Genomic DNA, 25,263 nt, shown 5'->3' with positions numbered 1-25,263 from the left:
CCATTTTCATTGGTAATAGTGATGTTTCCGTCAATTTCTTTGGTAAGCCCCTTCAGTAGTTTCATGCCCAGAGAATTGGTTTCTTTATTGATGATTTCCGGGTCAATTTTAAAATTTACATTTGTTTTCTTCTCATTTTCATTATTCTCCCTATATTCGAGTTACCGTTAGCGGTAGTAGTTAATAAATCGATTATATGTCAAGACGAAAGTTAATCGCTTCAGGTTTTTGTAACTGGAGCGGATTTAAGTAGACTCGTGATTTTTACATAGAGTTTTTAGAATAATTAGAATATTTCAACGCCTTACAGCATAGGAAGTAAAAAGTTTGTTTAAATATGATAGCAAGAATTTTATTAAAAAGGGTCTTTTTATGTGTAATAAGTTTTCCTATGTTGACAATTTTGGCTCAGAAAAAATTCGCTTTAACAATTACTTTTCCCAATGAACTTAGGGCGGAAAATTTGGAGGTGTATGTAGATAACGGAAAGACTCTTGAAAAGATAAAGGTTCAACTACAATCAGGAAATAAAGCATTTCTAAGTGGGGATTACTATTCAATTTATGCGGCAATAAATCTCCAATATAAAAAAGATACTACCTCGGCAGCAAAGGTTTTTGGGAGTTGGTTATTTTTAAAAGAAAAGCCAGCAAAAATAAAATTTCTTCCGACTGATGCTATGGATTCTCCGATAGAAAACTATTCCCTTCGAAATGTTCAAGATTTCAAACGTGAACAACAAGAAATGGCAAATTATGATTCGGCCAATGGAAGACAAGTTCAGGAATATGAAGATAAAAACTGGGATAAAATATTTTCCGGAAATGATAATGAAGTTAAGCATTACTATTTTAATGTTCTGCGAAAAGCTCGGGCGAGAAAAAAACTTGAGTATATTACAAAGTATCCAAATTCCTACTATTCGTTTTATAGCTTCAGATCCGACATTGCCAAATCCGGGATACCTTCGGATTCATTGTTAAAGATTTTCACCGATATTTTTCCAGATAGTTTTAAATATAGTGATGAAGGGAACTTTGTTAAAGATTTTCTTTATGCAAGGATACCCAATCAAAGGGAAGAACATTTTATTGATTTTACTGCTAAAGATATAAGTGGTAATACCGTAGTACTTTCACAATTTTTAGGCAAAAAAAATGTTCTGTTACACTTCTGGGCCACATGGTGCTCACCATGTATGGAGGAACTCCCCATACTTAAGGATCTTATTACTCGATTTAATCAAGAAGATCTACAAATAATCTCCATTGCTTCCAAATCAGCAAATCAAAATGACTTTGTCAAAGCAACAAAGAAATATGACATGAATTGGATCAATATTTACAACAATATAGACTTAGTGAATAAATATGGGAGTTACCCAGTTCCGCGAATTTGTGTTATTAATAAAGAGGGCAAAACAGTTTATGACAGCTATATACTTCAGCACAATGACGCTCAGCTAACCCAGCTAGCGCAAACATTAAATAGTTTGACCAAGTAACTGCCAGTTCTGCCGCTTTCACCGGAGGGATACTTTGTGGGTTTATTTCCTAACCATTTCAGGAAATGGCGCTGAGCTCATTCAATGGATCGGCATCAAAGCCAATCGTGATCGTGGTGCCATTTTCATTGGTAATAGTGATGTTTCCGTCAATTTCTTTGGTAAGCCCCTTCAGTAGTTTCATGCCCAGAGAATTGGTTTCTTTATTGATGATTTCCGGGTCTATCCCTATGCCGTCATCTGCAATGACCAGGGTGATCCTGTCATCAGTTTGGTGCAGGTTGATATTGATATTGCCAGACCGCTCATGGGGAAAAGCATATTTGATGGCGTTCGTAACACTTTCATTGACGATCAGTGCAATGGGTATAGCCTGTGAAATTCCCAATTGAACAGGCGAAATGTTATGATAAAAAAGGATTCTTCTTTCTGTGCCAAAGCTTTCCCGGAGATGTTCAAGCAGCTCAGCAAGGAAAACACTCATACGAATGCTTTTTACATTTTCATTTCTGTACAATTGCTGGTGAATGAGCGACATGGCATAGATCCGGTTCTTACTAATCTGATTGGCTTCCAGTGCGTTATCCTGGAGGTAAAGGGCTTGCGATTGCATAAGGTTGATGATCGTGTGCAGGTTGTTTTTTACACGGTGGTGCACTTCTTTCAAAAGCCATTCTTTTTCGGTGACCAGCCGTTCAAGCAATGCGTTCTTCTGACTGATAACGGCGTTGGCTGCTTTCTTTTGCTGGTAGTTCCTGTAAAACAGCAAACTGACTATAATCATAACCAAGATCCCTGCAATGGTGAAATTTCTTTCCAGCGTGGTTTTTTCCATTTGCGCCTGCCGCGCCGCGCCCTGGCTCTGGAGGGTCATAATGGATTGTTCCTTTTGCGCAGTTTCATATTGTATGTTCAGTTCTGCCAGCTGTTTGTCTTTATCCGCGGTAAAAAGAGAATCCTGTATTTTGACCTGGTGCTCCAGGTTTTTTACTGCAGCAGCATGATCGCCGGTGGCAACATCGTATTTGTACAGATGTCCGTAATACTCCGCCAGCAGGGCCGGGTCAATGGACGTTTTTGAGGTTTTAAAGATAAAAGCAGCGTTACGAAGGTATGTTTCAGCCTTTGCCGGCTCATTTGCTTTCAAGTAAGCTTCTGCGATGCCATTGTTGCACTTGACATACCAGGTGATGTCCTCGTATTCACCATAAAAAGTGTTGTCAATAATTCCTTTTGCCTTCAGGTAATGCCGGATGGCCTTGTCCGGATTTTTTATAGCTTTATAATAAAGAGCCAGTGTCCAGTTCAGGGCCAGACTGTCTACATAGAATTGTTTACTTTGTTCAGTGCTTACATCGTTCAGTGTCAGCCTTGCTTCCTCTATCCGGTTTAAGGCCAGGAGATTTTGGGCCACCAGCAATTTCAATGTGGTGTATGATGGATTGACAATGGATGCCTTTCGCAGCCACGTAATAGCCTCATCATATTTTTTGACAGCAGTATTACATTCTGCAACAAGCATGTAATATGCGGGACCTTGTAACGAATCTCCATCCACGCTCATGTTTTTGATCGCTTCCATAAGGTAAGCCGCTGCGCGGTAATAGTTGCCTTTGTTGTTGTGCAGCTCATACAGGTATCGAAACGTTAGTTGCAACTTATTGTAACCGGATGCCTTGAATTGGTTCAATACCTGCTGCAATTCTTTTTCAGCCACATCAAACTGTTTGAAAAATATCCGCCGGTGAGCAATTTCAGCCAATTCGTTGGCTGCTTCTATCGGCTGATTAATTTGTAGGTATATTGAACGGGCTCGCTGAAAATAACTGATCGTTTCGTTTAGATATTGGCTGTCTTCATAATGGCCATATCGTTCGGCTAATTGATGCCACATCCTCGCCTCATGCGCAAATTGACGGGACTGATGATACCAGGCTATTAACTGATTGAAAGTTTGGCGGGTGCGAGCCGAATCGCGGGCACGGAAAAAGCGGTGGGCTACCTGCTCCAGTACTTTATATTCTAAGCCGGGGTGCTGCAGTTTGATGCTTAGCTGACGCGCTTGTTCGTGAAAGAAGGCGGCGCTGTCTAAAAATTGGGGTGTTGGATTTGTATTCATGTAATATCCAGCTATCCTCAATTGGATGGCTACCCTGTCGGTGTCCGCTTTGCTGTGGGCAAGCTCCTGCATCATCATCGTAATCCTCCTTATGTTTTGCGATTGGCTGGATAAACCGGCGACAACAAGCAGCAGGGAAAAAATATACTTTTTCATATCTCCCGATATTTCAAATCAGAATGTAAGTATAAAGTAGCAGAAAAACCGGATCTGTCAGCACCTTGCTGCGATGCCGGTCCCCCAAACGAAAAAAGCCTCAACTTTCGTTGAGGCTTTTTCAGCGTGCCCAGGACTGGAATCCTAAGCAAATGATTTATACGCCGTTAGGTCAAATTTGTGTCTTTTGTGTGGCACCATTATCAATAGTTTATGAAAACGTGCCACTATCGTTCACTTTTATGTGCTTTCGCACACATTAACATGTTAAAGGTAATAAAATATTTATATGCTATTGCTTGTTTATTTGAAATAGCTGGCAATTGTCATCCTCTTTCGGCCTGCAGCAGCCGCTCAGGCAGGCGTCGACACTTGATCTGAGCAGTGACTTAATGGCCTGCAGTTCCTGAATCTTGGCCTCTATGGTAGCTATCTTTTCATCTGCCGCTTTGCTCACCCTTTCGCAGGACGCCAGGTTAGCCTCGATCAGAGCAACGATCTCTGCCGATTCATTTAGGGTAAAGCCGTAGGACTTGATCTTCTTCAGCAGCATCAGCCGCCTTAACACACTATCCGGATATTCCTTATAGTTGTTGACCCGGCGTTCTCTTCGTCCCAGGGTAATCAAGCCCTGCTTCTCGTAAAACCGGATGGTGTCCCGCGTTAATCCGCTTTTCCTGGATAATTCTCCGATCAGCATACTTCAAAAGTTATGTTACAGCAAATATACACCGTGGACTATACTCCAGGGTTTACATTTGTGTCTGATTATTAACCGGGTAAATTGATGAAAATGGTGATTCTGAAGACAGTATTGGTATTTCTTCTGGCTGGCATATGTGAAATTGGTGGCGGGTACATGGTATGGCTATGGCTGCGGGAAAACAAACCCTGGTGGATTGGAGCTGTTGGCTTGATATTCCTGGCCTTGTATGGGATTATTGCCACCCTGCAGCCTGCTAATTTTGGCCGCGTCTATGCTGCGTATGGCGGTATATTCATCATTATGGCCGTGTGGTGGGGATGGAAGGTAGATAAGATAAGACCAGACACCTATGACATCATAGGCGCAGTGATTTGCCTTCTTGGGGCTTATCTGATATTTTTTGCTCCCCGGAAATAGGCTGCCGGACATCTTGCCAAAATAAAGTAGCCATTTTCCAGCCACCGTGGCCTATACTCCACGGTCTACTTTTGGATAAACAAGACTTCTTATCAATGAAAAGACTACTTTATTTGGCACTTTGCCTGACGCCTTATGTTGGCTGTTGCCAGTCACCAACCACAAAAGTCATGAATAGTACCCCTCAGAAAGACGGATGCGGTGATGCATGCAAGAAAAAAGAAATGACCTGCAAGCTCACCAGCCTGGAACTCCGGCAAAGAAAGGCCACTGTCATCGCCAGCCTCAAAAAGCAAATAGTGGAACGCAAAGAGTTGTCCAATGGCTTCTCGTACAAGTTCAAGGGTACAGACAGTGTGATCGACGAATTGACCATGTTTATTAAAACCGAAAGGCAGTGCTGTGATTTCTTCGAGTTTGGCCTGTCGGTCAAGGGGGACGGTTCTACAGCGTGGCTTACCATTACTGGTGAGCAAGGCGTCAAAGACTTCATCACAACAGAGCTGGATATGTAGCGCTGGTTCAGAAGGGTTCTTTTAAGCCGGGGGCAGCCAGTGGGTCGGTTTTAAAGTATTCTATGTTATATTTGCAGCAATGAAGGTGCTCGTTTTCCTGTTTTCCGTATACATTCTTGTCTTGTCCGGTGTGGCTTGTAGCGCCGAAGATGATTGCTGTATGGAGGAAATAGCGCAGTCGCAAAACAAACACTCCCAGGATGCAGACCATAAACCAGCCTGCCCCTGCTCCCCATTTTTTGCCTGTGGTGCCTGCCATGCGGTTGTTATGCCTTCAACAACCATCCCAATAGTAAAAGCCGTTCAGCCAATAGTCAAGTTGCAATTCTGTTATACTATACAGTCTACTGCCGACTATCCTACTTCAGTATGGCAGCCTCCCAAATCAGCCTAATACCTTAACATTCTTTCTATTACACTACACTACAGGTATCTTTAGTGTCCATTTTGTCATCATTATTCAAGGAAATGAGAAAAGTTTTAGGCTTACTGGTATTGCTATGCCTTGCAAAATTCAGCGTAGCTCAACATAGTTTGATAGCAATCATTAAAGATGCAGATTCTAAAGAGCCGCTGACGGGTGCATCTGTGCAGTTGGCAGGTTCCAAAGCAGGCGTTGCTTCTAATGTTAATGGCATTGCCATTTTAGACAATATCCCTACCGGTGAAGCAAAGATTGTATTCAGCCATACAGGTTATGAAGAGCATACTGAAACAATTAAGTTCCCCCGGCCTGTCGACACGCTGATCGTTTTATTAGAACACGAAGGGGAAGAAATGGAAGAAGTCGTGGTACAGTCTACCCGTAGCACCAGGACGATTCAGAATATTCCTACACGGGTCGAATTGATTGGAGGTGAGGAGCTTGAAGAAAAGGGCAATATGAAACCAGGTGACATCCGGATGATGCTGAATGAAAGCACCGGCATCCAGACACAGCAGGTTTCCGCGACTTCCGCCAATTCCAGTATCAGAATACAGGGATTGGACGGACGATATACGCAGATACTGAAAGACGGCTTTCCATTATATGCCGGTTTTTCTGGTGGTTTAGGGTTGCTGCAAACGCCTCCCCTTGATCTTAAACAGGTGGAGGTAATCAAGGGCTCAGGCTCTACTTTATATGGAGGTGGTGCTATCGCCGGACTGGTCAATCTGATCTCCCTGAAACCTACAGAGGATAGAGACCTGCGTTTCCTGGTGAATGGTACATCTGCCGGGGGCCTCGATGTGAATGGGTTCTATGGTCAAAAGTTCAAGAAAGTAGGTGTAACCTTGTTTGCCTCGCGTAACAGCAGCAAGCCATACGATCCATCCAATACAGGGTTTACAGCCATACCTAAGACCGAGCGTTACGTATTTAACCCAAAGCTATTTTTTTACTTTACACCCAAAACAACAATGAATATCGGCGTAAACACAGTTTGGGAAAACCGTACTGGTGGTGATATTCAATATATCAAGGGCAAAGAGGACAATGTTCACAGCTATTTTGAAAAAAACAAGAGTAACCGGGTGTCTACACAGTTCAGTCTTGACCATCAATTCAACGAAAACAGCAGTATTACGGTCAAGAACTCTGTCAATAATTTTAACCGGGTTATTACTATTCCCGGTTATGTATTTGATGGTAAACAATGGTCGACCTATTCGGAAATAGCCTACAACAAAAACGGTAATAAGATGGATTGGGTGGGTGGTATAAACTACTATTCTGATGCTTTCACCGAGTATCCAAAAGACAACTTCTCCAAGCGCAATTACACACAGAATACGATCGGTGGTTTTGTACAGAACACCTGGCAGGCTGCAAAATGGCTACAAACGGAAGCCGGTCTGCGTGGCGACTACATCGTAGACTACGGCTTTGTATTGTTGCCGAGGGTGTCTGCCCTATTTAAGATCACTCCAAAGTTCAGCTCACGTATAGGCGGTGGACTGGGTTATAAAACCCCGACTATCTTCACTGAGGAGACTGAGCGTATCCAGTTCAGGTCAGTGCTGCCAATCAATGCCGACCTGAATGAACTGGAAAAATCCTATGGCGTTAACCTTGACTTCAACTACCGCATAAAACTGTTTGACGCGGTAGGTGTAAGCGTTAACCAGCTTTTTTTCTATACTCGCATCAACAACCCGTTGTTGTTGCAGAATGCAGGCGTCAATACCTATCAGCTCGTAAATGGTGATGGACTTGTTGATACGAAAGGATGGGAGACCAACCTGAAGCTGACCTACGGTGATTTTAAGCTATTTGTGGGTTATACGTTCACAGATGCACGACTTGAACAGGGCGGCATAAAGAAAACGAATCCATTGACTGCTAAACATCGCCTGAACAATGTGCTGATGTATGAGCTGGAAGATAGCTGGAAAATTGGTCTGGAAGGGTATTACTATAGCAAACAGACGCTGAACGACAGCAAAACTGGCAAGTCATACTGGACCTGTGGCTTTATGGCAGAGAAAATATGGGAACATTTTTCCCTATTTGTGAATTTTGAAAACTTCACAGACACCAGGCAGACGAGGTTCGATACCATCTATACAGGAACAGTTACCAATCCGGTATTCCGGGATATATATGCTCCCCTGGATGGCTTTGTCGTGAATGGTGGTATAAAGCTGAAACTTTAAACAGTGCAAAGTGGCAACGCAAACAGCATTGCCACTTTGTTTACTTATGAAAACAACTGATGTATAATATCATTGCAGGCAGTATCCTGATCAGTTTATTACACGCTGTGATTCCTAATCACTGGTTACCTATTCTCGCTATCGGCAGAAAGGAAGGCTGGGATTTTGCAGAAACGAGCAGGGTCACACTGTTGGCCGGGATGGCGCATGTGATTAGCACTGTAATTATTGGGATTCTATTAGGTCTTATCGGAAAGGAACTCTCTGTACATATTGAGCACTATACTCGAATCATAGCCCCCTCGATACTGATTTTGATGGGCCTGTATTTCATAAGGCAGCACTACACCCATCATCACTTCCATTTACATACAAAAGAAATTAAAAAGAAAACGAAACCCTCCATTATTCTTGCTTTGGTAGTCGCAATGTTCTTATCTCCATGCCTGGAGATAGAAGCATACTTTTTACTGGCAGGCTCGAAAAGCTGGTGGATATTGGCAGGCGTAGCTGCTATGTATTCCGTTATTTCCATTGCAGGGATGCTTATATGGATACGAATTGCATACAAAGGGTTATTGAAATTAAACTGGCATAAATGGGAACACAATGCTGGCATCATTACAGGATTGATATTGATTTCAACTGGAATCATATCATTCTTTATTTCATAAAACTTATTATATGGCAAAAGAATGCTGTAATACTGACGAACAACAACCATTAAAGCAGACCGCAAACGATAGTATAGCTCCAGGACATGATCATCAGGAAGAAGAAGCCCATGATCATGAGCAAGGTGATTCTGATAGTTGGCAATCACACTGGCCTTTACTTTCTTCGCTGGCTATATTATTGGTCATGCTGGTGCTGGAATATGGCTTTTCCTATAAGCCAGGTTTTCCTTTTGATCTGATCATCTATGCCGCAGCCTACCTTCTGGCAGGATACAATGTATTGAATCTGGCATTTCGTAAGGCAAAAAGACTGGATTTTTTCAACGAGTTCTTTTTGATGAGTGTTGCTACTATTGGCGCTTTTTGCATTGGCTCCTATAGCGAAGGCGTTGCGGTAATGGTATTTTATTCGATTGGCGAATGGTTCCAGGATACTGCCGTTAACAAAGCGAAGCGGAGCATAAAGGCCCTTCTGGATATACGTCCTGATGAAGTGACGGTGTTGCGAAATGGGGTTGCATCCGTCATTCACCCCACCAAAATACAGAAGGATGAAATCATACAGGTAAAGGCAGGGGAAAAAGTAGCCCTGGACGGTGAATTACAATCGGACAAGGCCACCTTCAACACGGCGGCGCTGACCGGAGAAAGTAAGCCTGATACCAAACGAAAGGGCGAGCAGGTATTGGCCGGCATGATAAACCTCGACACAGTTTCAGAAATTAAGGTGAAAGCTCTTTTTAAAGACAGTAAACTGAGCAAGATATTGGAAATGGTGCAGGATGCAACTGCCCGTAAATCGCAAACTCAGTTATTCATCAGCCGATTTGCGAGGATCTATACTCCTATAGTCTTTGCTTTGGCTGTAGCCGTTTGCTTGATCCCTTATTTCTTTGTGGATGCCTACGATTTCAATGTTTGGTTTTACCGCGCATTGGTATTTCTTGTCATTAGTTGTCCCTGCGCATTGGTGGTATCTATTCCTCTCGGATATTTTGGAGGCATAGGGCTGGCTTCCAGAAATGGTATTCTGTTTAAAGGTTCTAACTTCCTGGATGTGATCACCAAAGTGAATGCCGTCGTAATGGACAAGACCGGCACACTTACCAAAGGAGTTTTTAAAGTTCAGGAAGTGGTGACAAATGGTGTTGAAAAAGATGAGCTGCTGAAGATCACAGCGGCCATTGAAAGCAATTCCACCCACCCTATTGCGAAAGCGGTAGTAGAATATGCAGGCGTCGCTGCCGGAAATACAAGAGTGGAGAATGTAGAAGAAATAGCCGGGCATGGCCTGAAGGGGATGATTGATAATAAAAATGTGCTGGCCGGGAATACAAAGCTGCTGAAAAAGTTCAATATTCCATATCCGGTTGAGCTGGATAAACTGGTAGATACGGTAGTAGTTGTAGCGGTAGAGGATACCTACAGAGGCTACATTACTATAGCTGATGAAATAAAAGAAGATGCAAAGAATACTATAGAAGAATTGCATCAGCTGGGTATTCTGACAGTGATGTTATCAGGAGACAAACAAGCTGTTGTCTCGAAAGTAGCTGACGAACTCGGCATTGACAATGCCTACGGAGATCTTTTGCCAGAAAATAAGGTGGAGCAGGTACAGTCCTTAAAAAACAAGGGAAAGCATATTGCCTTTGTAGGTGATGGTGTAAATGACGCACCAGTTGTTGCACTCGCAGATGCGGGAATTGCAATGGGTGGCCTGGGTAGTGATGCCACTATTGAAACCGCAGATATTGTTATCCAAAATGACCAGCCTTCCAAAATTGTTGCAGCCATTAAGGCGGGAAAAATAACGAGAAGTATCGTTTGGCAAAACATAACATTGGCTATGACGGTAAAGGTAATTGTGTTGATTTTAGGTGCTGGTGGTGTTGCCAGCTTATGGGAAGCGGTCATTGCAGATGTCGGCGTTGCTTTATTAGCTATCCTTAATGCAGTTAGGGTTCAGCAGATGAAACTGGCGAAATAGAATGTAATACTATGATTTATAGACTATTCAGTAGTTGGATCGTTCAAATTATGTAAATTTTATCCTGAATTATGTAACCTGCCTGCGACAATGAGTTATATCTTTGTAAAGGATGAAAAAGGTATGCCTCATATTACTGCTAACTATTTACACTGTTGCCACATTAGGTATCAGCATCAGGCAGTTCTATTGCTGTGGCAAGCTGAAATCAACGTCCCTCGTCCTATCCGACAATGCACCAAAGAAATGTGCAAAGGGTGGAGAGAAAGACGGATGTTGCAAAACCAAGTATCAAAGCATCAAGGTTAAGGACAGTCACTTTGTGTCAGATGAAATAACGACGCCAGCAAAACACTTCACTGAGGCTTCGTCTCCTGGCTTTTCAATAGACATACCACCATTGCTGATAGCGGCTGAATTTAACGCTAATACCCCGCATGCCCCACCTCCGGATCAACTTATTGCGCTTTTTATCCTGCACTGCGTTTACCGAATCTGATCCCATCTTCTAATTCAGGAATACCAGCCTGACATACTGCTTTTACATAAGCAGCAGAAACAAATCACCTATTTACTACAAAGATTATTACAATGAAAACAATAAATAAATTGTTTGCATTGCTGTGCGCTGTCATTGCAATGCAAACCGTAAGTGCTCAAAGTGGAAAAGAAAACATCAATAGCCGTGTTCAAACTCAAACCCTTAAAGTATATGGGGAGTGCGGAATGTGTAAAAGCCGTATTGAAAAAGCAGCATTGTTGGTCAAAGGAGTACAAACAGCAAGCTGGAATATAGACAGCAAAGTGTTAACGATCAAGTATGATCAATTTAAGAAGGAAACCGTAGAAAGTGTAGGAAAGAAACTCGCAGCAGTGGGACATGACACAGATAAATATAAAGCTGAGGACGTTGCCTATAGTAATTTGCCGGACTGTTGCCATTACAGTAGAAAGCAATAATATCAATCAAAAATACCATTGGGAGGCACTATGACTTCCCAATGGTGTCTTCATAATCATTTACAACATGAAGCCCAATTATATTTATTTTCTTACACTGTTATTGTTTTTTGCCGGATTGGATAGTATAGCCCAGTCGACGGAAGGAATGATGAAAGATAGCATTATTACATTCAAGGTATTGGGAGCCTGTGACCAATGCAAAAATAGAATTGAAAACGCTGCAAAAGGTAAAGGCGTGCATTCAGCAACCTGGGATATTGAATCTAAATTATTAACCTTGACATTTTTGCCGGGAAAGACCTCTGTTGAGAAAGTACAGAACCGAATTGTGGCAGTTGGCCATGATCTTGAAACAAGAAAGGCAAAAGATGTCGCGTATAATCAACTACCTAAGTGTTGCTATTACCGCGAAATGCCAAATATGGAAGGAAATTTGGCTAACGACACATTGAATCAGACCATGACAGATACATTAATAAACGGGAGTTCTTCAGTTATCAAAGGGGTCGTACTCGAAACAGATAAAACAGGCATCTTTCGGCCTTTGCCTGGGGCCACGGTCTCATGGATAGGGACTGTAGGAGGCTCAATGACTGATACTAACGGCGTATTTCGCATTGTACGTTCCAGGAGAAATTCCCGTCTCGCAGTTAGTTATTCCGGTTTTAACCCGGATACGCTCACGGTAATTGATAATAAAGAACTTAAAATTGTACTGGCTTCTTCCAGGCAATTAAAAGAAGTGGTAGTTACTTCCAAACAACGTTCTACCTACTTGTCTGCATTGAATCCTATACGCACACAAGTAATGACGGAAAAAGAACTGTTTAAGGCGGCCTGCTGTAACCTGAGCGAGAGCTTTGAAACAAACCCGTCGGTCGATGTATCTTATACTGATGCAGTTACTGGTTCTAAACAGATTCAACTGCTTGGTTTAAGTGGCAATTATACTCAGCTTACTGTTGAGAACTTACCAGGCCCCAGGGGCATTGCCACGCCTTTGGGACTAAACTCTATTGCTGGCCCGTGGATTGAATCAATACAACTTACCAAAGGCATAGGCTCAGTAGCCAATGGCTATGAAAGCATAGCGGGCCAGATCAATGTAGAGTTGAAAAAACCAGAGAATAGTGAGCAGCTTTATGCTAATGCTTATGTCAATGACTTTGGAAAAACAGACCTGAATCTAAACCTCTCAAAAAAAATTGGAAAGAAGTGGTCAACAGGATTGTTACTACACAATGATTTCTGGACTAATAAGCGAATAGATTTTAATAATGATGGATTTCGGGATCTACCGACAGGCAATCTGTTCAGCGCCATCAGTCGTTGGAAATATGATGATGGTAAAGGCTTTTTGACACAATTCGGTATAAAGGCTATGATAGATAACAAGACAGGCGGGGCAATATCTTATGATCCGTCTACAGATAAATTTACTACCAATCATTATGGGATTGGCATTAACACGCAACGATATGAGGCTTTTGCTAAGATCGGATATGTGTTTCCACAAAAGGTTTACAAAAGTATTGGCCTACAGGTATCGGCTTTCGGTCATCATCAGGATTCATATTTTGGTTTGACTGGCTACAATGCCAGTCAACAAAGTTTGTATGCAAACCTTATCTATCAGTCGATTATTAGCAGTACAATACATAAATTCAGAACGGGTATCAGCTTTCAATACGATAAGTATAAGGAAGACTTCAGGAAGGCTCCTTATGAACGCCGTGAAGTCGTTCCTGGTGCTTTTTTTGAATATACCTATACACCCTCAGAAAAGTTTAGTACTGTGGCGGGCTTTCGGGTCGATCACAACAACCTGTTCGGCCTATTTGTAACACCCAGGCTGCATGTGCGATATGAGCCTGTTACCGGTACTACCATACGGGTGAGTGCTGGAAGAGGGCAACGAACTGCGAATATTTTTGCAGAAAACAGCAGTGTTTTTGTTAGTTCGAGGCAAGTTAATATTCTTAATGGTCAACCAGGGAAAGCCTACGGCCTGAATCCAGAAATAGCATGGAATAAAGGCATCACGATTGATCAAAAACTAAGGCTTTTTGATCGGGAGGCTACCGCAAGCCTTGACTATTATCGGAACGATTTTACTGATCAGGTCGTAGTTGATCTTGAAGATGTTCGGCAGGTAAAGTTCTACAATTTGAAAGGCAAGTCTTATTCAAATAGTTTTCAGGCTGAACTAAACTTCGAGCCGATCAAAAAGGTAGATGTAAGATTGGCTTATCGGTATTATGACGTTAAGACCACATATAGCAATAAGCTGCTTCAGAGACCATTCATAGCTCCAGACAGGGCTTTTGCCAACCTGGCTTATTCGATTAATGGATGGAAGCTGGATTATACCATCAATTACAATGGCAGAAAAAGGCTACCAGTTACAGATGCTAATCCTTTCCCTTATCAGAAGCAGCAATACTCTCCGGATTATATACTCATGAATACACAAGTAAGCAAGACGGTTGGCAAAAAACACCCGATGGATTTTTACATAGGTGCGGAAAATTTGACTAATTATTTTCAAAAAGATCCGATTATAGCCGCTGACCAGCCATTCAGCCCTTACTTTGATGCATCATTAGTATGGGCTCCCATTACAGGTAGAATGTTTTATGCCGGATGGAGATTCAAATTAAAGTAACCTTTGTTATAAAGTATAAAACCTATGACAGAACTAAAAAATATTCGATATTTCAAATTAGTTAATTAGATCCTTTTTCATAACAATGGCGCTTACTGGGCAAACGTGAGAGAACTCTGATGATTTAGTTATCGGTTGAGGTACTGATTTCCGGTCAATCACTTCAAAGCCCTTTTTCTGAAAGTAACCGGATGCGGTTTCTGTAAGCAGGTATAATTCAGCGATTCCCGACTTAGCCGCTTTCTTCTCCAGTCTGGAAACCAATGTTGATGCAATATTATTACGTCTATATTCAGGATGGACAACCATTGACCGTAAAAGACCATATTGACCGTACGTTTCCATGCCAATAACGCCTACCGGCGCATCCTGGTCAATAGCCACGAAAAAGTTATCCAACACTTCTGGTAAGTCATCCACTGGAAGATGATCACCTTGCAAAAGGGACACTATCTGTTGTCGCATATCCTGAGTTGCATCAGTAATTCGCATAATATGAAATTTGCTTACTTCTAATATAGCAAAAAACACCGGTAGTTGACCGGTGCTTCATGACTATCTTGGTAGTTATTTTGATGCTTTATTTTTGGACAGATTACTGGTTTCGGTTGTTATAATCTGCCTCAAACAGCAGGTTGCCTAACTGTGCCATATCCAGCAATTCCACCTTTATTAACCAGCCATCTGAAAATGGCGCAGTATTAACAAGAGTTGGCTCATTTTTCAATACTCCATTAATCTCTACTACTTTTCCAGACACGGGCGTAAAAAGATCACTAACCGTTTTAAGAGCTTCTATACTGCCGAACACCGTATTTTGCTGGAACGTTAATCCTACCATTGGTAAGTCTATATAAACAATCTCTCCCAATTCGCTTTGAGCAAATTCCGATATGCCTATAGTTCCCATGTTGCCATTGACCTCAATCCAGGTATGTTCAGGGGAATATTTACGTTGTATCGTTTCCATAAACAGTTAATTTAGTATCCTTTCCTAAGCATGTCAGCAAACTCGTTTGATAACGGGCTATCTTCAATTGCCTTTGCGGCCTTTTCTACGTCATACTCGAAGTGGATCAGCTCGACTTGCAGGCTGTCTGCATCATTGACTGATGTATTCTCAGTTATAGTAATGACAGCAAAGCAACCATTCGGTGTGCCGTCTTTGGGCTTGCCAATAGAGCCAATATTGATAGCATGTTTGTACCTGGTCTGTCCTTCTGCCTGATCTGTCAATACTCTGTGGTAGGGTTTATGGGAATGACCAAAGCAGAGTATATTCGCATTGGATTTCCGGAAAACTTCTAAAAAGGCAGTCTCATCCTTATCCTGCAATAGATACTCATCATTGCTGTCTGGACTGCCATGCACCCCCAACAGTGTCAGCAAATCATTGTTCAATTGATACTCTACCCGGATATGAGCAGGAAGAGTGGCGAGATACTTTTTTTCATCAGTTCCAATGAGGCTGTACGCATAGTTTTTACCCGGTTCCGCCAGTTGCGCATCTGATAGCTTTTTTACCTTTGCATCATGATTGCCTGCAATAGTAGGTATACCTCTTTTACGTATTTCGTTGATCACCTCATTGGGCCAGACATGGTAACCCACCAGGTCTCCCAGGCAATAAATGGCGTCAGGCTGTAGTTGATCAATCAGGTTCAATGCCTTTTCAAAAGCAGGCAGATTGGCATGTATGTCTGAGAATAATACAATCTTCATGTTGGTGGTTTATACTCCTTTTCTTAAACTTTCAGCATACGCATTCGGTAACAGACTATCCTCTACGGCTTTAGCGGCCTTTTCAACATGATAAGTAAATCTGACAAATTCTACTTTGATCGAATCCTTTTGCAGAATAGAGCTGGTTTCGTCGATATGCAGCAAAACATATCCTCCGCGCTGATCGCCATCTTTCGGCTTACCAACTGAGCCTATATTGATAGCATGGCGGTAACGATTATGGTTGGATTCGTCAATTTCCAATACCCGGTGGTATGGCTTATGGGTATGGCCAAAACACATAATATCAGCATCTGCATCCTGCATAATACGCAGCAGGCTCTTTTCCTCGCGGTCTTCAAACAGGTATTCATTAATCTTCCGGGGGCTACCATGTACCAGCAATAGATTGAGCTTATCACTATTCAGTTGGAACTCAACTTTTATATGAGCTGGCAGGCTACGCAGGTATTTCCTTTCATCGTCCTTTACAAGTTGGTTGGTAAACGATATGGAAACAGCCCCGTTGGCTTTTTCATCGTCTGTTTTATAAGCACAACCACAATCATCACTTGTCCTGCCGATACCAAAATCGTAGTTACCAGCAATGGTAGGAATACCTCTCTGCCTGATGGCGTTTATCACTTCATTGGGCCAGATGTTATAGCCTACGAGATCACCCAGGCAGTACACTGCATCAGGCTTTTTAGTGTCGAGATCTGCAAAGAAGGCTTCCAGCGCGGGCAGGTTGGCATGAATGTCTGAGAATAGTGCAATTTTCATATTGAGTAGTTAGGCTATTTGTGTGTTGGGATAGTATTTTTTGCGTAGCCAAAATGCAACGTTGACCAATGCTATTAGGGCCGGAACTTCCACCAATGGGCCGATCACTCCGGCAAAAGCCTGCCCGCTGTTGATGCCAAAGACGCCGATGGCTACAGCGATGGCCAGTTCAAAGTTGTTGCCTGCTGCCGTAAAAGCAATGGACGCATTTTTGGAATAATCTGCACCCAATGCTTTGCCTAGGAAGAAACTAACCAGGAACATGATTGCGAAATAAATCACCAACGGTATTGCTATCCTGATAACATCCATTGGTATTTGGACAATGAGCTTTCCCTTCAGGCTAAACATAACAACAATTGTAAAAAGCAGGGCTATCAGAGTGATGGGAGAAATCAAGGGAATAAACTTCGTTTGGTACCATTGATCTCCTTTGGCCTTTATCAAAATGATCCTAGATAGCACGCCTGCAGCAAAGGGAATTCCCAGGTATATGGCAACGCTTTCGGCAATTTGCCCGATAGTGATATCTACCTCTAATCCTCGAAGACCAAAAAGCGGCGGCAAAACGGTGATAAAGACATAGGCATATACACTAAAGAAAGTTACCTGAAAAATGCTATTGATGGCAACCAACCCAGCAGCATATTCCCTATTGCCTTCGGCCAGTTCATTCCAGACAATAACCATAGCGATACACCTTGCCAGGCCAATCAAAATAAGACCGATCATATACTCGGGGGATCCTTTTAAGAACAAAATGGCCAGCAGGAACATCAGGATAGGGCCGATCACCCAATTCAACAAAAGAGAAGTACCCAGGATCTTGGTATTCTTAAATACTTCCCCAAGTTGCTCGTACCTCACTTTCGCCAACGGTGGATACATCATGAGGATCAATCCGATTGCCAGGGGAATGTTGGTGGTGCCACTGGAATAAGAATTAATTACACCAGGCACAGCGGGAACAAAATACCCCAAGCCAATCCCGACTGCCATAGCCAGAAAAATCCACAAGGTTAGATAACGATCAAGAAAATTTAACTTCTTCCTTTCTGTTGCTGGATTGCAGTTGCTTGCGCTCATTTTTGGCTCATTATTGTTAATAGATGATGTTAGTTGCAGCAGCCAGGAGCGCAGCAAGCGGTTTTTTCATTTGGTTTCTCTGCATATACGGTGATGCTATATATACCGGTTGAGCCATTCCTGAATTGGACAATTTCTTCTTTTGAAAGATAGCCTGACAGAATATCGTCCGGGATGTGGATTGCTTTCTCCTTTTGAATGGTAACATTAGTGAAGCCGTTTGTCTCGATCAGTTCCAGGTAGACCTGCTTTTGTATAGCACCTGAGACACAACCGGCATACATTTCTGCGGCCTGTTGAATAGAGGCAGGCAATTTGCCCTCCAGCACAATATCAGATATGCTGAAATGTGCGCCTGGCTTCAATACCCGGTAAATATCTTTGACAACGCCGTCTTTATTGGGAACAAGGTTAAGTACGCAATTGCTGACGATCACATCAGCCACGTTCGCTGACACAGGCATGTTCTCAATATCCCCTTGGCGAAACTCTACATTGTGGTAGCCCAGTTTCTCAGCATTCGTCCGGGCTTTCTCGATCATGGCCGGAGTAAAGTCAATACCGATCACCTTACCAGTATCACCAGTTTCTGCACGGGCAACAAATGCATCATTGCCAGCTCCTGATCCCAAGTCGATTACTACGTCCCCTTTTTTGATCTTGGCAAATTGGGTGGGAAGTCCGCAACCCAAGCCTAAATCCGCATCCGGATTGTAGCCTTCCAGGTTGGAATAATCGTCTGTCATGATATTTGCAGTCTCGATGGAGCAGCAGCTTGATCCACAGCAGGATGCGGTGTTATCTGTTTTATCCTGTAGGGCGATTTCGCTGTACTTCTGCTTTACCAAGTCTTTAAGTTGTTCATTCGTTTGCATGACTTAAATTATTATTGGTTTATTGCAATATTGCGATAGAGTGTTGCAAAAAAAAGGATCAGCAACAGCTATCCTTATTATCGAAGGACACAAAAAAAGCATCAAACGCCACTTTGTATTGGTTCCATGCTTTAGGGCTGATACAATAACAAACACTGGTTCCATCAATGGTCCCCTGTATCAAACCAGCATTCTTTAGTTCCTTCAGGTGCTGGCTTATGGTGGCCTGAGCCAGTCCTAATTCCTCTACCAGATCACCACAAATACAAGCTTGGGTCTTGACCAAATGCTGAATGATGGCAATCCGGGCCGGGTGGGCTAAAGCCTTCATCATTTGAGCCAGTTTGTTCTGCTTCTCTGTGAATATCTCTGATTTTGTAAGTCCCATCTATTATATCGCAATATTACGATAGTATGAAACTTCCGCCAAACTTTTCTTTCCATAACGAATGATTGTATCAGATAATTGAAACAAATCATGGATGAACTTTAAACTGATCAAATGATAAAAGGATCTTGAATAAAAGGTAAGCTAATCCAAATTTAGTATGATGTTTTCTTCAAAATGCTTTTTTTTGACGAAATGTATACAATTGATCTCGATCTGCATTATTGGAAACTAAAACTGAATGAAACGCCAGCTCCTGATACAAAGGGAAGGTTGGAAAAGGTATTTTGGGACACAAAGCCGAAGGATAGCATTAAATACTACCTCCGCTATCTTTTGTATCATGTTGCCGGGAGAATTTTTCCTTAAAACGTTTCCAAAATGGCAGATCATGTACGACAAGTGTAATAAATATAATAACAGCGGTCAGTATTCCCAATATATACATGCCAAATGCTATGGCCAATGCCATGGCTGCTGTACTCCATATAGTAGCAGCTGTAGTGAGCCCCGATACCCGGCTATTCTCCTTAAAAATGATACCAGCTCCCAAGAAGCCGATACCCGTCACTACCGTAGAGGCGATCCGGGTATCTACAACAGGTCCTACATGCTGGGAAATGAGCCCGAAGGTGCAAGATCCGAGTGCTACAGCAGCATAAGTTCGGATACCGGCTTCCTTTCCATGAAATTCGCGCTCGATACCGATGGCCGCTCCCAGTAAGCAGGACAGCAAAGTTCGGAAGATCAAGATCAGTTCTGTATTCCAGTCCATGTATATGTTTTAGTGGTTAGACAATACAAACTCTCCCTTTTATAATTGATAATAGGTTTGCGAAGGTGTTTTTTCAAACGGTCGTTTATCCCCTGTCATTTTCCTGATGTTCATTTCAATAGTCTCAGACAAAGCTGTCATTGGCGTATCCAGCGGTTTATTCTCAAAAGGATCCTGCATGAGGATAGATGTTCTTTCAATGGCGACAAAAACAACCGGGATGACAATTGTTAAGCCAATCTCTACGGCCAGGTTTTCGTCGCTGAGCCCAAATGGTAGCAAGGTTGCAAATACGTAGATGATGAAGTGGATTAGTAAGCTATAAGACTTAGGGAAGACGGTATTTTTTATGCGTTCGCATTTACCCATAGCATCGGTAAGTCTCGATACAGTAGTGTCCAGCTGAATCTGCTGAAAGCTATTGATATGGTCGTTCTGGTAGGCTTCGGCTATCTGCTGACTGTGGGCAGATAACAGTGCATTGGGGATATTGTCGCTATCCACTTGTTTCGCCTGCAGGTATGCCGATACTTTATCTGTGAACGGAAGTCGCCTCAAACTTTCACCCAATGCATAGCACCACACAATCTGTCGTTCGGCCATGTCTTTCACTAAATTGTCCGGTGCTGCTTTAGAAGAGAAAGATTGAACCTGCCTGATTAATGTACGTGAATCATTGACGATAGCACCCCAAATTAACCTGGCTTCCCACCACCGCTCGTAGGACTGATTTGTCCGAAAGGCCAACAGAAGTACCACAGCAGTTCCCAACGCGGAGGTAATAGGTATAGGCACATTAATTTTGGTCAAGATCGAAGCCTCATCTGCCATACCTATTACTATCGCATAGATCGTAATAATGATCAGATCAGTCTTGATCGTATTTACAAAATCCAAGATCGATATTCTCTTGTTCAGCAGCATAGTTTATTTTTTTCCATATATACCATTTTTATGGCAAAAATCCTTTGCTTTCAATGTTTTTATGGTATTCGATCTTTTTGGACGTTTTCAGGTGTCTTTTATACAACCCGATTGCTGCAGCTATGGCTGACAGGATGATGAGGCACGATAAAAATATGCCGGTTACCATTGCCATGTCCCTGGCCATGCTATAAGGTACTTCCGGTGGCAACTTCTTACGCATGGGAGGAGTTGGACCATTTTTCTTTTTAATTCTCTTTCTTGACTTCATGGTAGAAGCATACTGGTCTGTACCTAATCATTTTTCCAGCGACCAGACTTTTTCAGGTACCGGATAGATAAGTAATAAATGAGTAACAAGGGAAGTATGATTGCCAACCATAGATTCCGTTTTTCGTCATCAAAGCCGGTCAATTGCGGATATTCCAACAGCAGAAGACAGGCAATGCCGGAAAGCCAGATATACTGGGTATTGTATTCTTTGATCAGCCATCGTTTCCATTTAAACCGCATGGAAGCGAAAGTTGCTTTGATACCTGTTAAAGAGGGTAGCCATCGGTTGACGGCTTTACAATACATTACAAAAGAGTAGCCGAATTTTTTTAACAGGAAGTTTTCCTCTGCCAACACAATGGTCTGGTAAATAAAAAAGAAAACCGGCATTACGACCAGAACATATATCAAAGAATTAGAAAGTACTCCCACTCCAAAAAGCATCAGCACATTTCCTACATAGAGTGGATTGCGGCAATGCCGGAAAAGACCTGTCGTTACAAGGTCTTCAGCATATACTTTCCCATTTTTTCCACCCCGAATAATGTAGGCCAGGCCGATCGTGGCCCCACGGATGATTTGACCAGCTACCGTTATCAATAACCCCGTGATAATAGGCCAAAGATGATACTGAGGGCCAAATACCTGTTCGGGAAACAGGTCAGGGGAGGGAATGAACAATAGCAGATACAAAAAGATAAACAATACATTCCTGTACTTAAAGAAAAAATTTCCAATACTTATCATGGTGTTTTTTTTGCGATGATTCCGGAAAAATTATACCAGCGGAAGAATACTTCGACTTCACTAAAACCTGCTTCTTTGAGCATGGTGATGTTTTCACTGGTTTTGTAGGGTATCAATACATTCTCCAATGCTTCCCTTTTTTGAGAAATTTCAAGTTCGCTGTAATTGTTACGACGCTTGAAATCATAGTAATAGTCTATGTATTCCCGGTTGAATGATTTTTCCTCTGTGAGTATCTTTTCAACAATGATCAGAACACCATTTTCAGTGAGCCCGTCGTATATGCCCTTGATCAGCTTCAGGCGGTGCATTGGGCGGATGAATTGAAGAACGAGTACCATCGTAACTACCGAGGCATTTTCAACAGGCACTATTTGTGCGAGATCTGCCACTTCAAGGTCAATCTTTCGACGCAGGTTGAAGCTATTGAGTTTTTCCCGGCATTTATGGATCATACCTTCTGAATCATCCACCCCTATAAATGATACGTGCTCATCGACCAGCTTATCCATTAATATCATGGTGGTGCCTGTTGAGCATCCCAGGTCAAACAGGTTAGTTCCCGACTGGGCATGGTTGGCGGCTAATTCGGCGGTCATGCGTTGCATTTCGATGTAGAAAGGAACGGACCTGCTAACCATGTCATCAAAGACATTGGCTACCTCATTGCTGAATGTAAAATCATTTATGGCTGACAGCTCTTGCTGAAAGAAATTATCCTTTTCCATTGCATGTTTCTTACTGTTGAAAAATGTGTTACCCTGCTGCAGGTGCCTGTTTGTTCTTGTACGCCAACAGGCGGAGCGCGTTAGCCACTACGACCAGTGTTGAGCCCTCATGGGCTGCTACAGCCGGCCCGATCGTGGCAATGTCCAGTATGGTGAGCGGAATTAGTACTGCTACCACACCTAAGCTAATCACCAGATTCTGGGTGATGATCCTTTTTGATTGCCTGCTCAATCCTATGGCAAATGGCAATAGGAGCAGCTTATCGCCCATCAGTGCGATATCGGCTGTTTCGAGTGCAACATCACTGCCTGCGGCTCCCATGGCGATGCCAACTGTGCTTTTAGCCATGGCCGGTGCGTCGTTGACTCCATCGCCGACCATTGCCACCTTTCCTTCCTGCTGCGCCAGTTTTTGAATGGCCTCGACTTTCTGCTCCGGCAGCAAGCTGCCCATGGGGTCCGTGATGCCTATTTCACCAGCAATAGCTTCAGCTACTTTTTGATTGTCGCCAGTAAGCATGACCATTTTTCGGATACCAATCTGTTTGAGTTGGGCGAGTGTCTCTTTGGCTTCCTGGCGGGGAGTATCCATTACGGCAAGAATGCCGATATACTCTTTGTTCTTTCTGAAGAGCATGGTAGTGTGGCCTTCTGCTTCCGCCTTTTTCACTGCTTGTGTAATATCATCGGAAGGTTTGGCCTCATCGAGCGATTCAAAAAGGGTAAGGTTGCCTGCAAAGATCTGATTGTCACCAAGCGCTGCTTTGATTCCTTTGCCGAGCACTGCTTCCATATCATGTGCTTGCGGAATTTCCTCATTACCAAGTTTTTCCTTTCCATCCCGCACAATGGCTTTGGCTATCGGGTGATCACTCAGGCCCTCTACTGCCACGGCGATCTTCAGCAATTGTATCTCGGTAAGAGTGCCAAAGGGCTGGATCTTTGTCAACTTGGGTTTACCTTCTGTTAATGTTCCTGTTTTGTCAAATGCCAGCGCGGTAAGCGTGCCCAGGTCTTCCAATGGTCGTCCGCCTTTGATCAGCACGCCAGCCCTGGCTGCACGGGCAACCCCGCTCAGTACTGCACTGGGCGTAGAGATGGCAAGCGCACAGGGACTGGCTGCGACGAGGACAGACATGGCCCGGTAGAAACTCTTACTAAATGGCTCATCGATTACAAGGAATGAAAAACAGAGCAGTGTTACCAGGATAAGTACCGCTGGTACAAATACCCGTTCTATCTTATCGGTGAACTGTTGCGTAGGTGATTTTTGGGTTTGGGCTTCGTTGACCATTTTTACCAGTCTGGATAAGGTGGAATCCGTAGCTTCCTTGATCACCTTTATCTCCAAGAGATCATTCCCATTGATCGTGCCCGCAAAAACGCGGTGTTTGGCATCGAGTTTTGTTGCTTCTTTCGGGTCAACATCGGGATTGTCAATAGCTGTTTTGTCAACAGGTATACTTTCGCCGGTGATCGGTGCCTGGTTGACACTGCTGGAACCCTTTACAACAATACCATCAGATGATATTTTTGTATTAGGCTTGACCACTACAATGTCTCCAATTTTTAGTTGCTCGATTTTCACCTCTTTTGTTTGGCCCTCTACTTTCAGCAATGCCGTTTTAGGCGCCAGTTCCGTGAGCGCTGCTATGGACTTGCGGGCCTTTTCCATGGCATAGTGTTCCAGTGCATGGCCGAGACTGAACAGGAACAACAATAGTGCTCCTTCCTGCCAACTGCCGAGGATCGCTGCACCAATCGCTGCCACGAGCATCAGGAAGTCGATTTCAAAGCCACCCTTGGCTACCGTTTGCACAGCCTCTTTGGCTGTAAAGTAACCGCCAAAGAAATAGGCTACGATGTACAGGATCTTGGGAATGAGCGGAGGTAGGGTCTCTATAAATGAGAGACCCCAACCTATGCCGATGAGGGCGCCGCAGGCAAGACTAAATACCAGTTCTGTGTTCTTGCCAAAAATCCCACCATGGGCGTGATCATGTTCATGGTCTTCACCCTCCTTATGCTCATGCTTTTCATGGGTACTTTTTTTGGGTGGTTCCGCTATCGGAACCACCTTTGGGAGAGCAGGCTTGTGTTTGTTCAAAATCTGAAGGTCTTGCTTTTCAAGCAGGACGTATATTTTGTCAAGTGATATATTGTGTGTATCGTATTCTACCGCAATGGTGCCGGCAGCAGAAGCTGAGATCGCCAGTATGCCTTTTTCATTTTGCAAAACCGTTTCAATGAGTTTGGTCTGTCGCTGATGTCGGATACCGTTCACTTCAGCTACCCAATGCCTGTATCGTTTGGTGATCTTGGCACCAGCCTGTTGCGCTATTTCAGTTACTTTCTCCACAGAAATAATGGAGGGGTCATAGTGGAAACAGAACTGGGCTTTGGCATGAGATTGCTCAGGGACGATGTGCATGCCTTCGATCCCATGTACATCCTTCAATTCCGACATTATTCGGTTAACACAAGCGTCTTTCTCATTAGGAACATCGGGTAGCAATATGTCCAGATTGATTTTTATCTTGTTCATACAGAATTATAAATATGGGTGAATGGATGGTGATGCGATTTGTTTTGCGGCAAATTACGATGTAGCGA

Annotated in this window: 25 protein-coding genes; 10 read left to right on the top strand and 15 right to left on the bottom strand. The window is 43.0% G+C overall.

Annotated elements, in window-relative coordinates:
• Nucleotides 1-337: 337 nt before the first annotated feature.
• Nucleotides 338-1,504: a TlpA disulfide reductase family protein gene (locus P2W70_RS27695; protein WP_276484813.1), complete on the top strand. Its 1,167-nt coding sequence runs from the start codon at nucleotides 338-340 to the stop codon at nucleotides 1,502-1,504.
• A 58-nt stretch (nucleotides 1,505-1,562) separates the two neighbouring features.
• Here P2W70_RS27695 and P2W70_RS27690 read toward each other — a convergent pair whose 3' ends face one another.
• Both P2W70_RS27690 and P2W70_RS27685 read right to left on the bottom strand, forming a co-directional pair.
• Nucleotides 1,563-3,779: a histidine kinase dimerization/phosphoacceptor domain -containing protein gene (locus P2W70_RS27690; protein ID WP_276484812.1), complete on the bottom strand. Its 2,217-nt coding sequence runs from the start codon at nucleotides 3,777-3,779 to the stop codon at nucleotides 1,563-1,565.
• Between the two features lie 292 nt (nucleotides 3,780-4,071).
• On the bottom strand, nucleotides 4,072-4,479 hold the full coding sequence (locus P2W70_RS27685; RefSeq protein ID WP_276484811.1) for a MerR family transcriptional regulator: 408 nt from the start codon (nucleotides 4,477-4,479) through the stop codon (nucleotides 4,072-4,074).
• 87 nt (nucleotides 4,480-4,566) lie between these two features.
• Between P2W70_RS27685 and P2W70_RS27680 the strand changes: the two genes are divergently transcribed.
• The 9 genes from P2W70_RS27680 to P2W70_RS27650 all read left to right on the top strand — a co-directional run bounded on the left by P2W70_RS27680 (nucleotide 4,567) and on the right by P2W70_RS27650 (nucleotide 14,349).
• Entirely contained in the window at nucleotides 4,567-4,902 is a 336-nt protein-coding gene (locus tag P2W70_RS27680; RefSeq protein WP_276484810.1) for a YnfA family protein, read from the top strand.
• 170 nt (nucleotides 4,903-5,072) lie between these two features.
• On the top strand, nucleotides 5,073-5,417 hold the full coding sequence (locus P2W70_RS27675) for a hypothetical protein (protein WP_276484809.1): 345 nt from the start codon (nucleotides 5,073-5,075) through the stop codon (nucleotides 5,415-5,417).
• Between the two features lie 79 nt (nucleotides 5,418-5,496).
• Nucleotides 5,497-5,811: a DUF6660 family protein gene (locus P2W70_RS34495; protein WP_420832403.1), complete on the top strand. Its 315-nt coding sequence runs from the start codon at nucleotides 5,497-5,499 to the stop codon at nucleotides 5,809-5,811.
• Nucleotides 5,812-5,885: 74 nt separating this feature from the next.
• Nucleotides 5,886-8,054: a TonB-dependent receptor gene (locus P2W70_RS27670; RefSeq protein ID WP_276484808.1), complete on the top strand. Its 2,169-nt coding sequence runs from the start codon at nucleotides 5,886-5,888 to the stop codon at nucleotides 8,052-8,054.
• A gap of 59 nt (nucleotides 8,055-8,113) precedes the next feature.
• The gene (locus P2W70_RS27665) at nucleotides 8,114-8,728 is read left to right on the top strand and encodes a hypothetical protein (protein ID WP_276484807.1); all 615 of its coding nucleotides are present in this window, start codon (nucleotides 8,114-8,116) and stop codon (nucleotides 8,726-8,728) included.
• A gap of 10 nt (nucleotides 8,729-8,738) precedes the next feature.
• Complete coding sequence (locus P2W70_RS27660) at nucleotides 8,739-10,721, top strand: heavy metal translocating P-type ATPase (protein WP_276484806.1); 1,983 nt, start codon at nucleotides 8,739-8,741, stop codon at nucleotides 10,719-10,721.
• Nucleotides 10,722-10,833: 112 nt separating this feature from the next.
• The gene (locus tag P2W70_RS34490) at nucleotides 10,834-11,220 is read left to right on the top strand and encodes an HYC_CC_PP family protein (protein ID WP_420832402.1); all 387 of its coding nucleotides are present in this window, start codon (nucleotides 10,834-10,836) and stop codon (nucleotides 11,218-11,220) included.
• Between the two features lie 92 nt (nucleotides 11,221-11,312).
• Nucleotides 11,313-11,681 carry a heavy-metal-associated domain-containing protein gene (locus P2W70_RS27655; protein ID WP_276484805.1) on the top strand — a complete coding sequence of 123 codons (369 nt, stop codon included), beginning with the start codon at nucleotides 11,313-11,315 and terminating at the stop codon, nucleotides 11,679-11,681.
• Nucleotides 11,682-11,748: 67 nt separating this feature from the next.
• Nucleotides 11,749-14,349 (top strand): TonB-dependent receptor domain-containing protein, encoded by a 2,601-nt coding sequence (locus P2W70_RS27650; RefSeq protein WP_276484804.1) that lies wholly within the window; start codon nucleotides 11,749-11,751, stop codon nucleotides 14,347-14,349.
• A gap of 57 nt (nucleotides 14,350-14,406) precedes the next feature.
• Here the strand turns inward: P2W70_RS27650 and arsN2 are convergent, their stop codons facing one another.
• The 13 genes from arsN2 to P2W70_RS27585 form a co-directional block, all read right to left on the bottom strand.
• A complete protein-coding gene (gene arsN2, locus P2W70_RS27645) occupies nucleotides 14,407-14,841 on the bottom strand; it encodes an arsenic resistance N-acetyltransferase ArsN2 (protein ID WP_276484803.1) in 435 nt (144 codons plus the stop codon).
• A 103-nt stretch (nucleotides 14,842-14,944) separates the two neighbouring features.
• Nucleotides 14,945-15,319 carry a glycine cleavage system protein GcvH gene (gene gcvH, locus P2W70_RS27640; RefSeq protein WP_276484802.1) on the bottom strand — a complete coding sequence of 125 codons (375 nt, stop codon included), beginning with the start codon at nucleotides 15,317-15,319 and terminating at the stop codon, nucleotides 14,945-14,947.
• 11 nt (nucleotides 15,320-15,330) lie between these two features.
• Nucleotides 15,331-16,071 (bottom strand): metallophosphoesterase family protein, encoded by a 741-nt coding sequence (locus P2W70_RS27635; RefSeq protein WP_276484801.1) that lies wholly within the window; start codon nucleotides 16,069-16,071, stop codon nucleotides 15,331-15,333.
• 9 nt (nucleotides 16,072-16,080) lie between these two features.
• Nucleotides 16,081-16,854, bottom strand: a complete 774-nt coding sequence (locus P2W70_RS27630) for a metallophosphoesterase family protein (protein WP_276484800.1) — start codon at nucleotides 16,852-16,854, stop codon at nucleotides 16,081-16,083.
• 9 nt (nucleotides 16,855-16,863) lie between these two features.
• Nucleotides 16,864-17,997: an ACR3 family arsenite efflux transporter gene (gene arsB, locus P2W70_RS27625; RefSeq protein ID WP_276484799.1), complete on the bottom strand. Its 1,134-nt coding sequence runs from the start codon at nucleotides 17,995-17,997 to the stop codon at nucleotides 16,864-16,866.
• Nucleotides 17,970-18,815 (bottom strand): arsenite methyltransferase, encoded by an 846-nt coding sequence (locus tag P2W70_RS27620; RefSeq protein ID WP_276484798.1) that lies wholly within the window; start codon nucleotides 18,813-18,815, stop codon nucleotides 17,970-17,972. Before P2W70_RS27620 ends, arsB begins: the two co-directional genes overlap by 28 nt.
• A gap of 58 nt (nucleotides 18,816-18,873) precedes the next feature.
• Nucleotides 18,874-19,149, bottom strand: a complete 276-nt coding sequence (locus P2W70_RS27615; protein ID WP_476704113.1) for an ArsR/SmtB family transcription factor — start codon at nucleotides 19,147-19,149, stop codon at nucleotides 18,874-18,876.
• Nucleotides 19,150-19,516: 367 nt separating this feature from the next.
• Nucleotides 19,517-19,978, bottom strand: coding sequence for an MgtC/SapB family protein (locus tag P2W70_RS27610; RefSeq protein ID WP_276484796.1), 462 nt, complete (start codon nucleotides 19,976-19,978; stop codon nucleotides 19,517-19,519).
• Nucleotides 19,979-20,017: 39 nt separating this feature from the next.
• Entirely contained in the window at nucleotides 20,018-20,902 is an 885-nt protein-coding gene (locus P2W70_RS27605; protein WP_276484795.1) for a bestrophin family protein, read from the bottom strand.
• Nucleotides 20,903-20,930: 28 nt separating this feature from the next.
• Complete coding sequence (locus tag P2W70_RS27600) at nucleotides 20,931-21,125, bottom strand: hypothetical protein (RefSeq protein ID WP_276484794.1); 195 nt, start codon at nucleotides 21,123-21,125, stop codon at nucleotides 20,931-20,933.
• A gap of 71 nt (nucleotides 21,126-21,196) precedes the next feature.
• The gene (locus P2W70_RS27595; RefSeq protein WP_276484793.1) at nucleotides 21,197-21,880 is read right to left on the bottom strand and encodes a methyltransferase family protein; all 684 of its coding nucleotides are present in this window, start codon (nucleotides 21,878-21,880) and stop codon (nucleotides 21,197-21,199) included.
• A 38-nt stretch (nucleotides 21,881-21,918) separates the two neighbouring features.
• Entirely contained in the window at nucleotides 21,919-22,650 is a 732-nt protein-coding gene (gene cmoA, locus P2W70_RS27590) for a carboxy-S-adenosyl-L-methionine synthase CmoA (protein WP_276484792.1), read from the bottom strand.
• 28 nt (nucleotides 22,651-22,678) lie between these two features.
• Entirely contained in the window at nucleotides 22,679-25,195 is a 2,517-nt protein-coding gene (locus P2W70_RS27585) for a heavy metal translocating P-type ATPase (protein ID WP_276484791.1), read from the bottom strand.
• Nucleotides 25,196-25,263 lie beyond the last annotated feature (68 nt).

This window comes from Paraflavitalea pollutisoli (assembly GCF_029360705.1).
GTDB lineage: Bacteria > Bacteroidota > Bacteroidia > Chitinophagales > Chitinophagaceae > Paraflavitalea > Paraflavitalea pollutisoli.
This window is presented reverse-complemented; position numbering and strand designations above follow the sequence as displayed.

Coding starts and splice junctions, on each gene's coding strand:
- P2W70_RS27695 (WP_276484813.1), top strand. CDS start 338: ATGATAGCAAGAATTTTATTAAAAAGGGTCTTTTTATGTGTAATAAGT.
- P2W70_RS27690 (WP_276484812.1), bottom strand. CDS start 3,779: ATGAAAAAGTATATTTTTTCCCTGCTGCTTGTTGTCGCCGGTTTATCC.
- P2W70_RS27685 (WP_276484811.1), bottom strand. CDS start 4,479: ATGCTGATCGGAGAATTATCCAGGAAAAGCGGATTAACGCGGGACACC.
- P2W70_RS27680 (WP_276484810.1), top strand. CDS start 4,567: ATGAAAATGGTGATTCTGAAGACAGTATTGGTATTTCTTCTGGCTGGC.
- P2W70_RS27675 (WP_276484809.1), top strand. CDS start 5,073: ATGAATAGTACCCCTCAGAAAGACGGATGCGGTGATGCATGCAAGAAA.
- P2W70_RS34495 (WP_420832403.1), top strand. CDS start 5,497: ATGAAGGTGCTCGTTTTCCTGTTTTCCGTATACATTCTTGTCTTGTCC.
- P2W70_RS27670 (WP_276484808.1), top strand. CDS start 5,886: ATGAGAAAAGTTTTAGGCTTACTGGTATTGCTATGCCTTGCAAAATTC.
- P2W70_RS27665 (WP_276484807.1), top strand. CDS start 8,114: ATGTATAATATCATTGCAGGCAGTATCCTGATCAGTTTATTACACGCT.
- P2W70_RS27660 (WP_276484806.1), top strand. CDS start 8,739: ATGGCAAAAGAATGCTGTAATACTGACGAACAACAACCATTAAAGCAG.
- P2W70_RS34490 (WP_420832402.1), top strand. CDS start 10,834: ATGAAAAAGGTATGCCTCATATTACTGCTAACTATTTACACTGTTGCC.
- P2W70_RS27655 (WP_276484805.1), top strand. CDS start 11,313: ATGAAAACAATAAATAAATTGTTTGCATTGCTGTGCGCTGTCATTGCA.
- P2W70_RS27650 (WP_276484804.1), top strand. CDS start 11,749: ATGAAGCCCAATTATATTTATTTTCTTACACTGTTATTGTTTTTTGCC.
- arsN2 (WP_276484803.1), bottom strand. CDS start 14,841: ATGCGAATTACTGATGCAACTCAGGATATGCGACAACAGATAGTGTCC.
- gcvH (WP_276484802.1), bottom strand. CDS start 15,319: ATGGAAACGATACAACGTAAATATTCCCCTGAACATACCTGGATTGAG.
- P2W70_RS27635 (WP_276484801.1), bottom strand. CDS start 16,071: ATGAAGATTGTATTATTCTCAGACATACATGCCAATCTGCCTGCTTTT.
- P2W70_RS27630 (WP_276484800.1), bottom strand. CDS start 16,854: ATGAAAATTGCACTATTCTCAGACATTCATGCCAACCTGCCCGCGCTG.
- P2W70_RS27620 (WP_276484798.1), bottom strand. CDS start 18,815: ATGCAAACGAATGAACAACTTAAAGACTTGGTAAAGCAGAAGTACAGC.
- P2W70_RS27615 (WP_476704113.1), bottom strand. CDS start 19,149: ATGATGAAGGCTTTAGCCCACCCGGCCCGGATTGCCATCATTCAGCAT.
- P2W70_RS27610 (WP_276484796.1), bottom strand. CDS start 19,978: ATGGACTGGAATACAGAACTGATCTTGATCTTCCGAACTTTGCTGTCC.
- P2W70_RS27605 (WP_276484795.1), bottom strand. CDS start 20,902: ATGCTGCTGAACAAGAGAATATCGATCTTGGATTTTGTAAATACGATC.
- P2W70_RS27600 (WP_276484794.1), bottom strand. CDS start 21,125: ATGCGTAAGAAGTTGCCACCGGAAGTACCTTATAGCATGGCCAGGGAC.
- cmoA (WP_276484792.1), bottom strand. CDS start 22,650: ATGGAAAAGGATAATTTCTTTCAGCAAGAGCTGTCAGCCATAAATGAT.
- P2W70_RS27585 (WP_276484791.1), bottom strand. CDS start 25,195: ATGAACAAGATAAAAATCAATCTGGACATATTGCTACCCGATGTTCCT.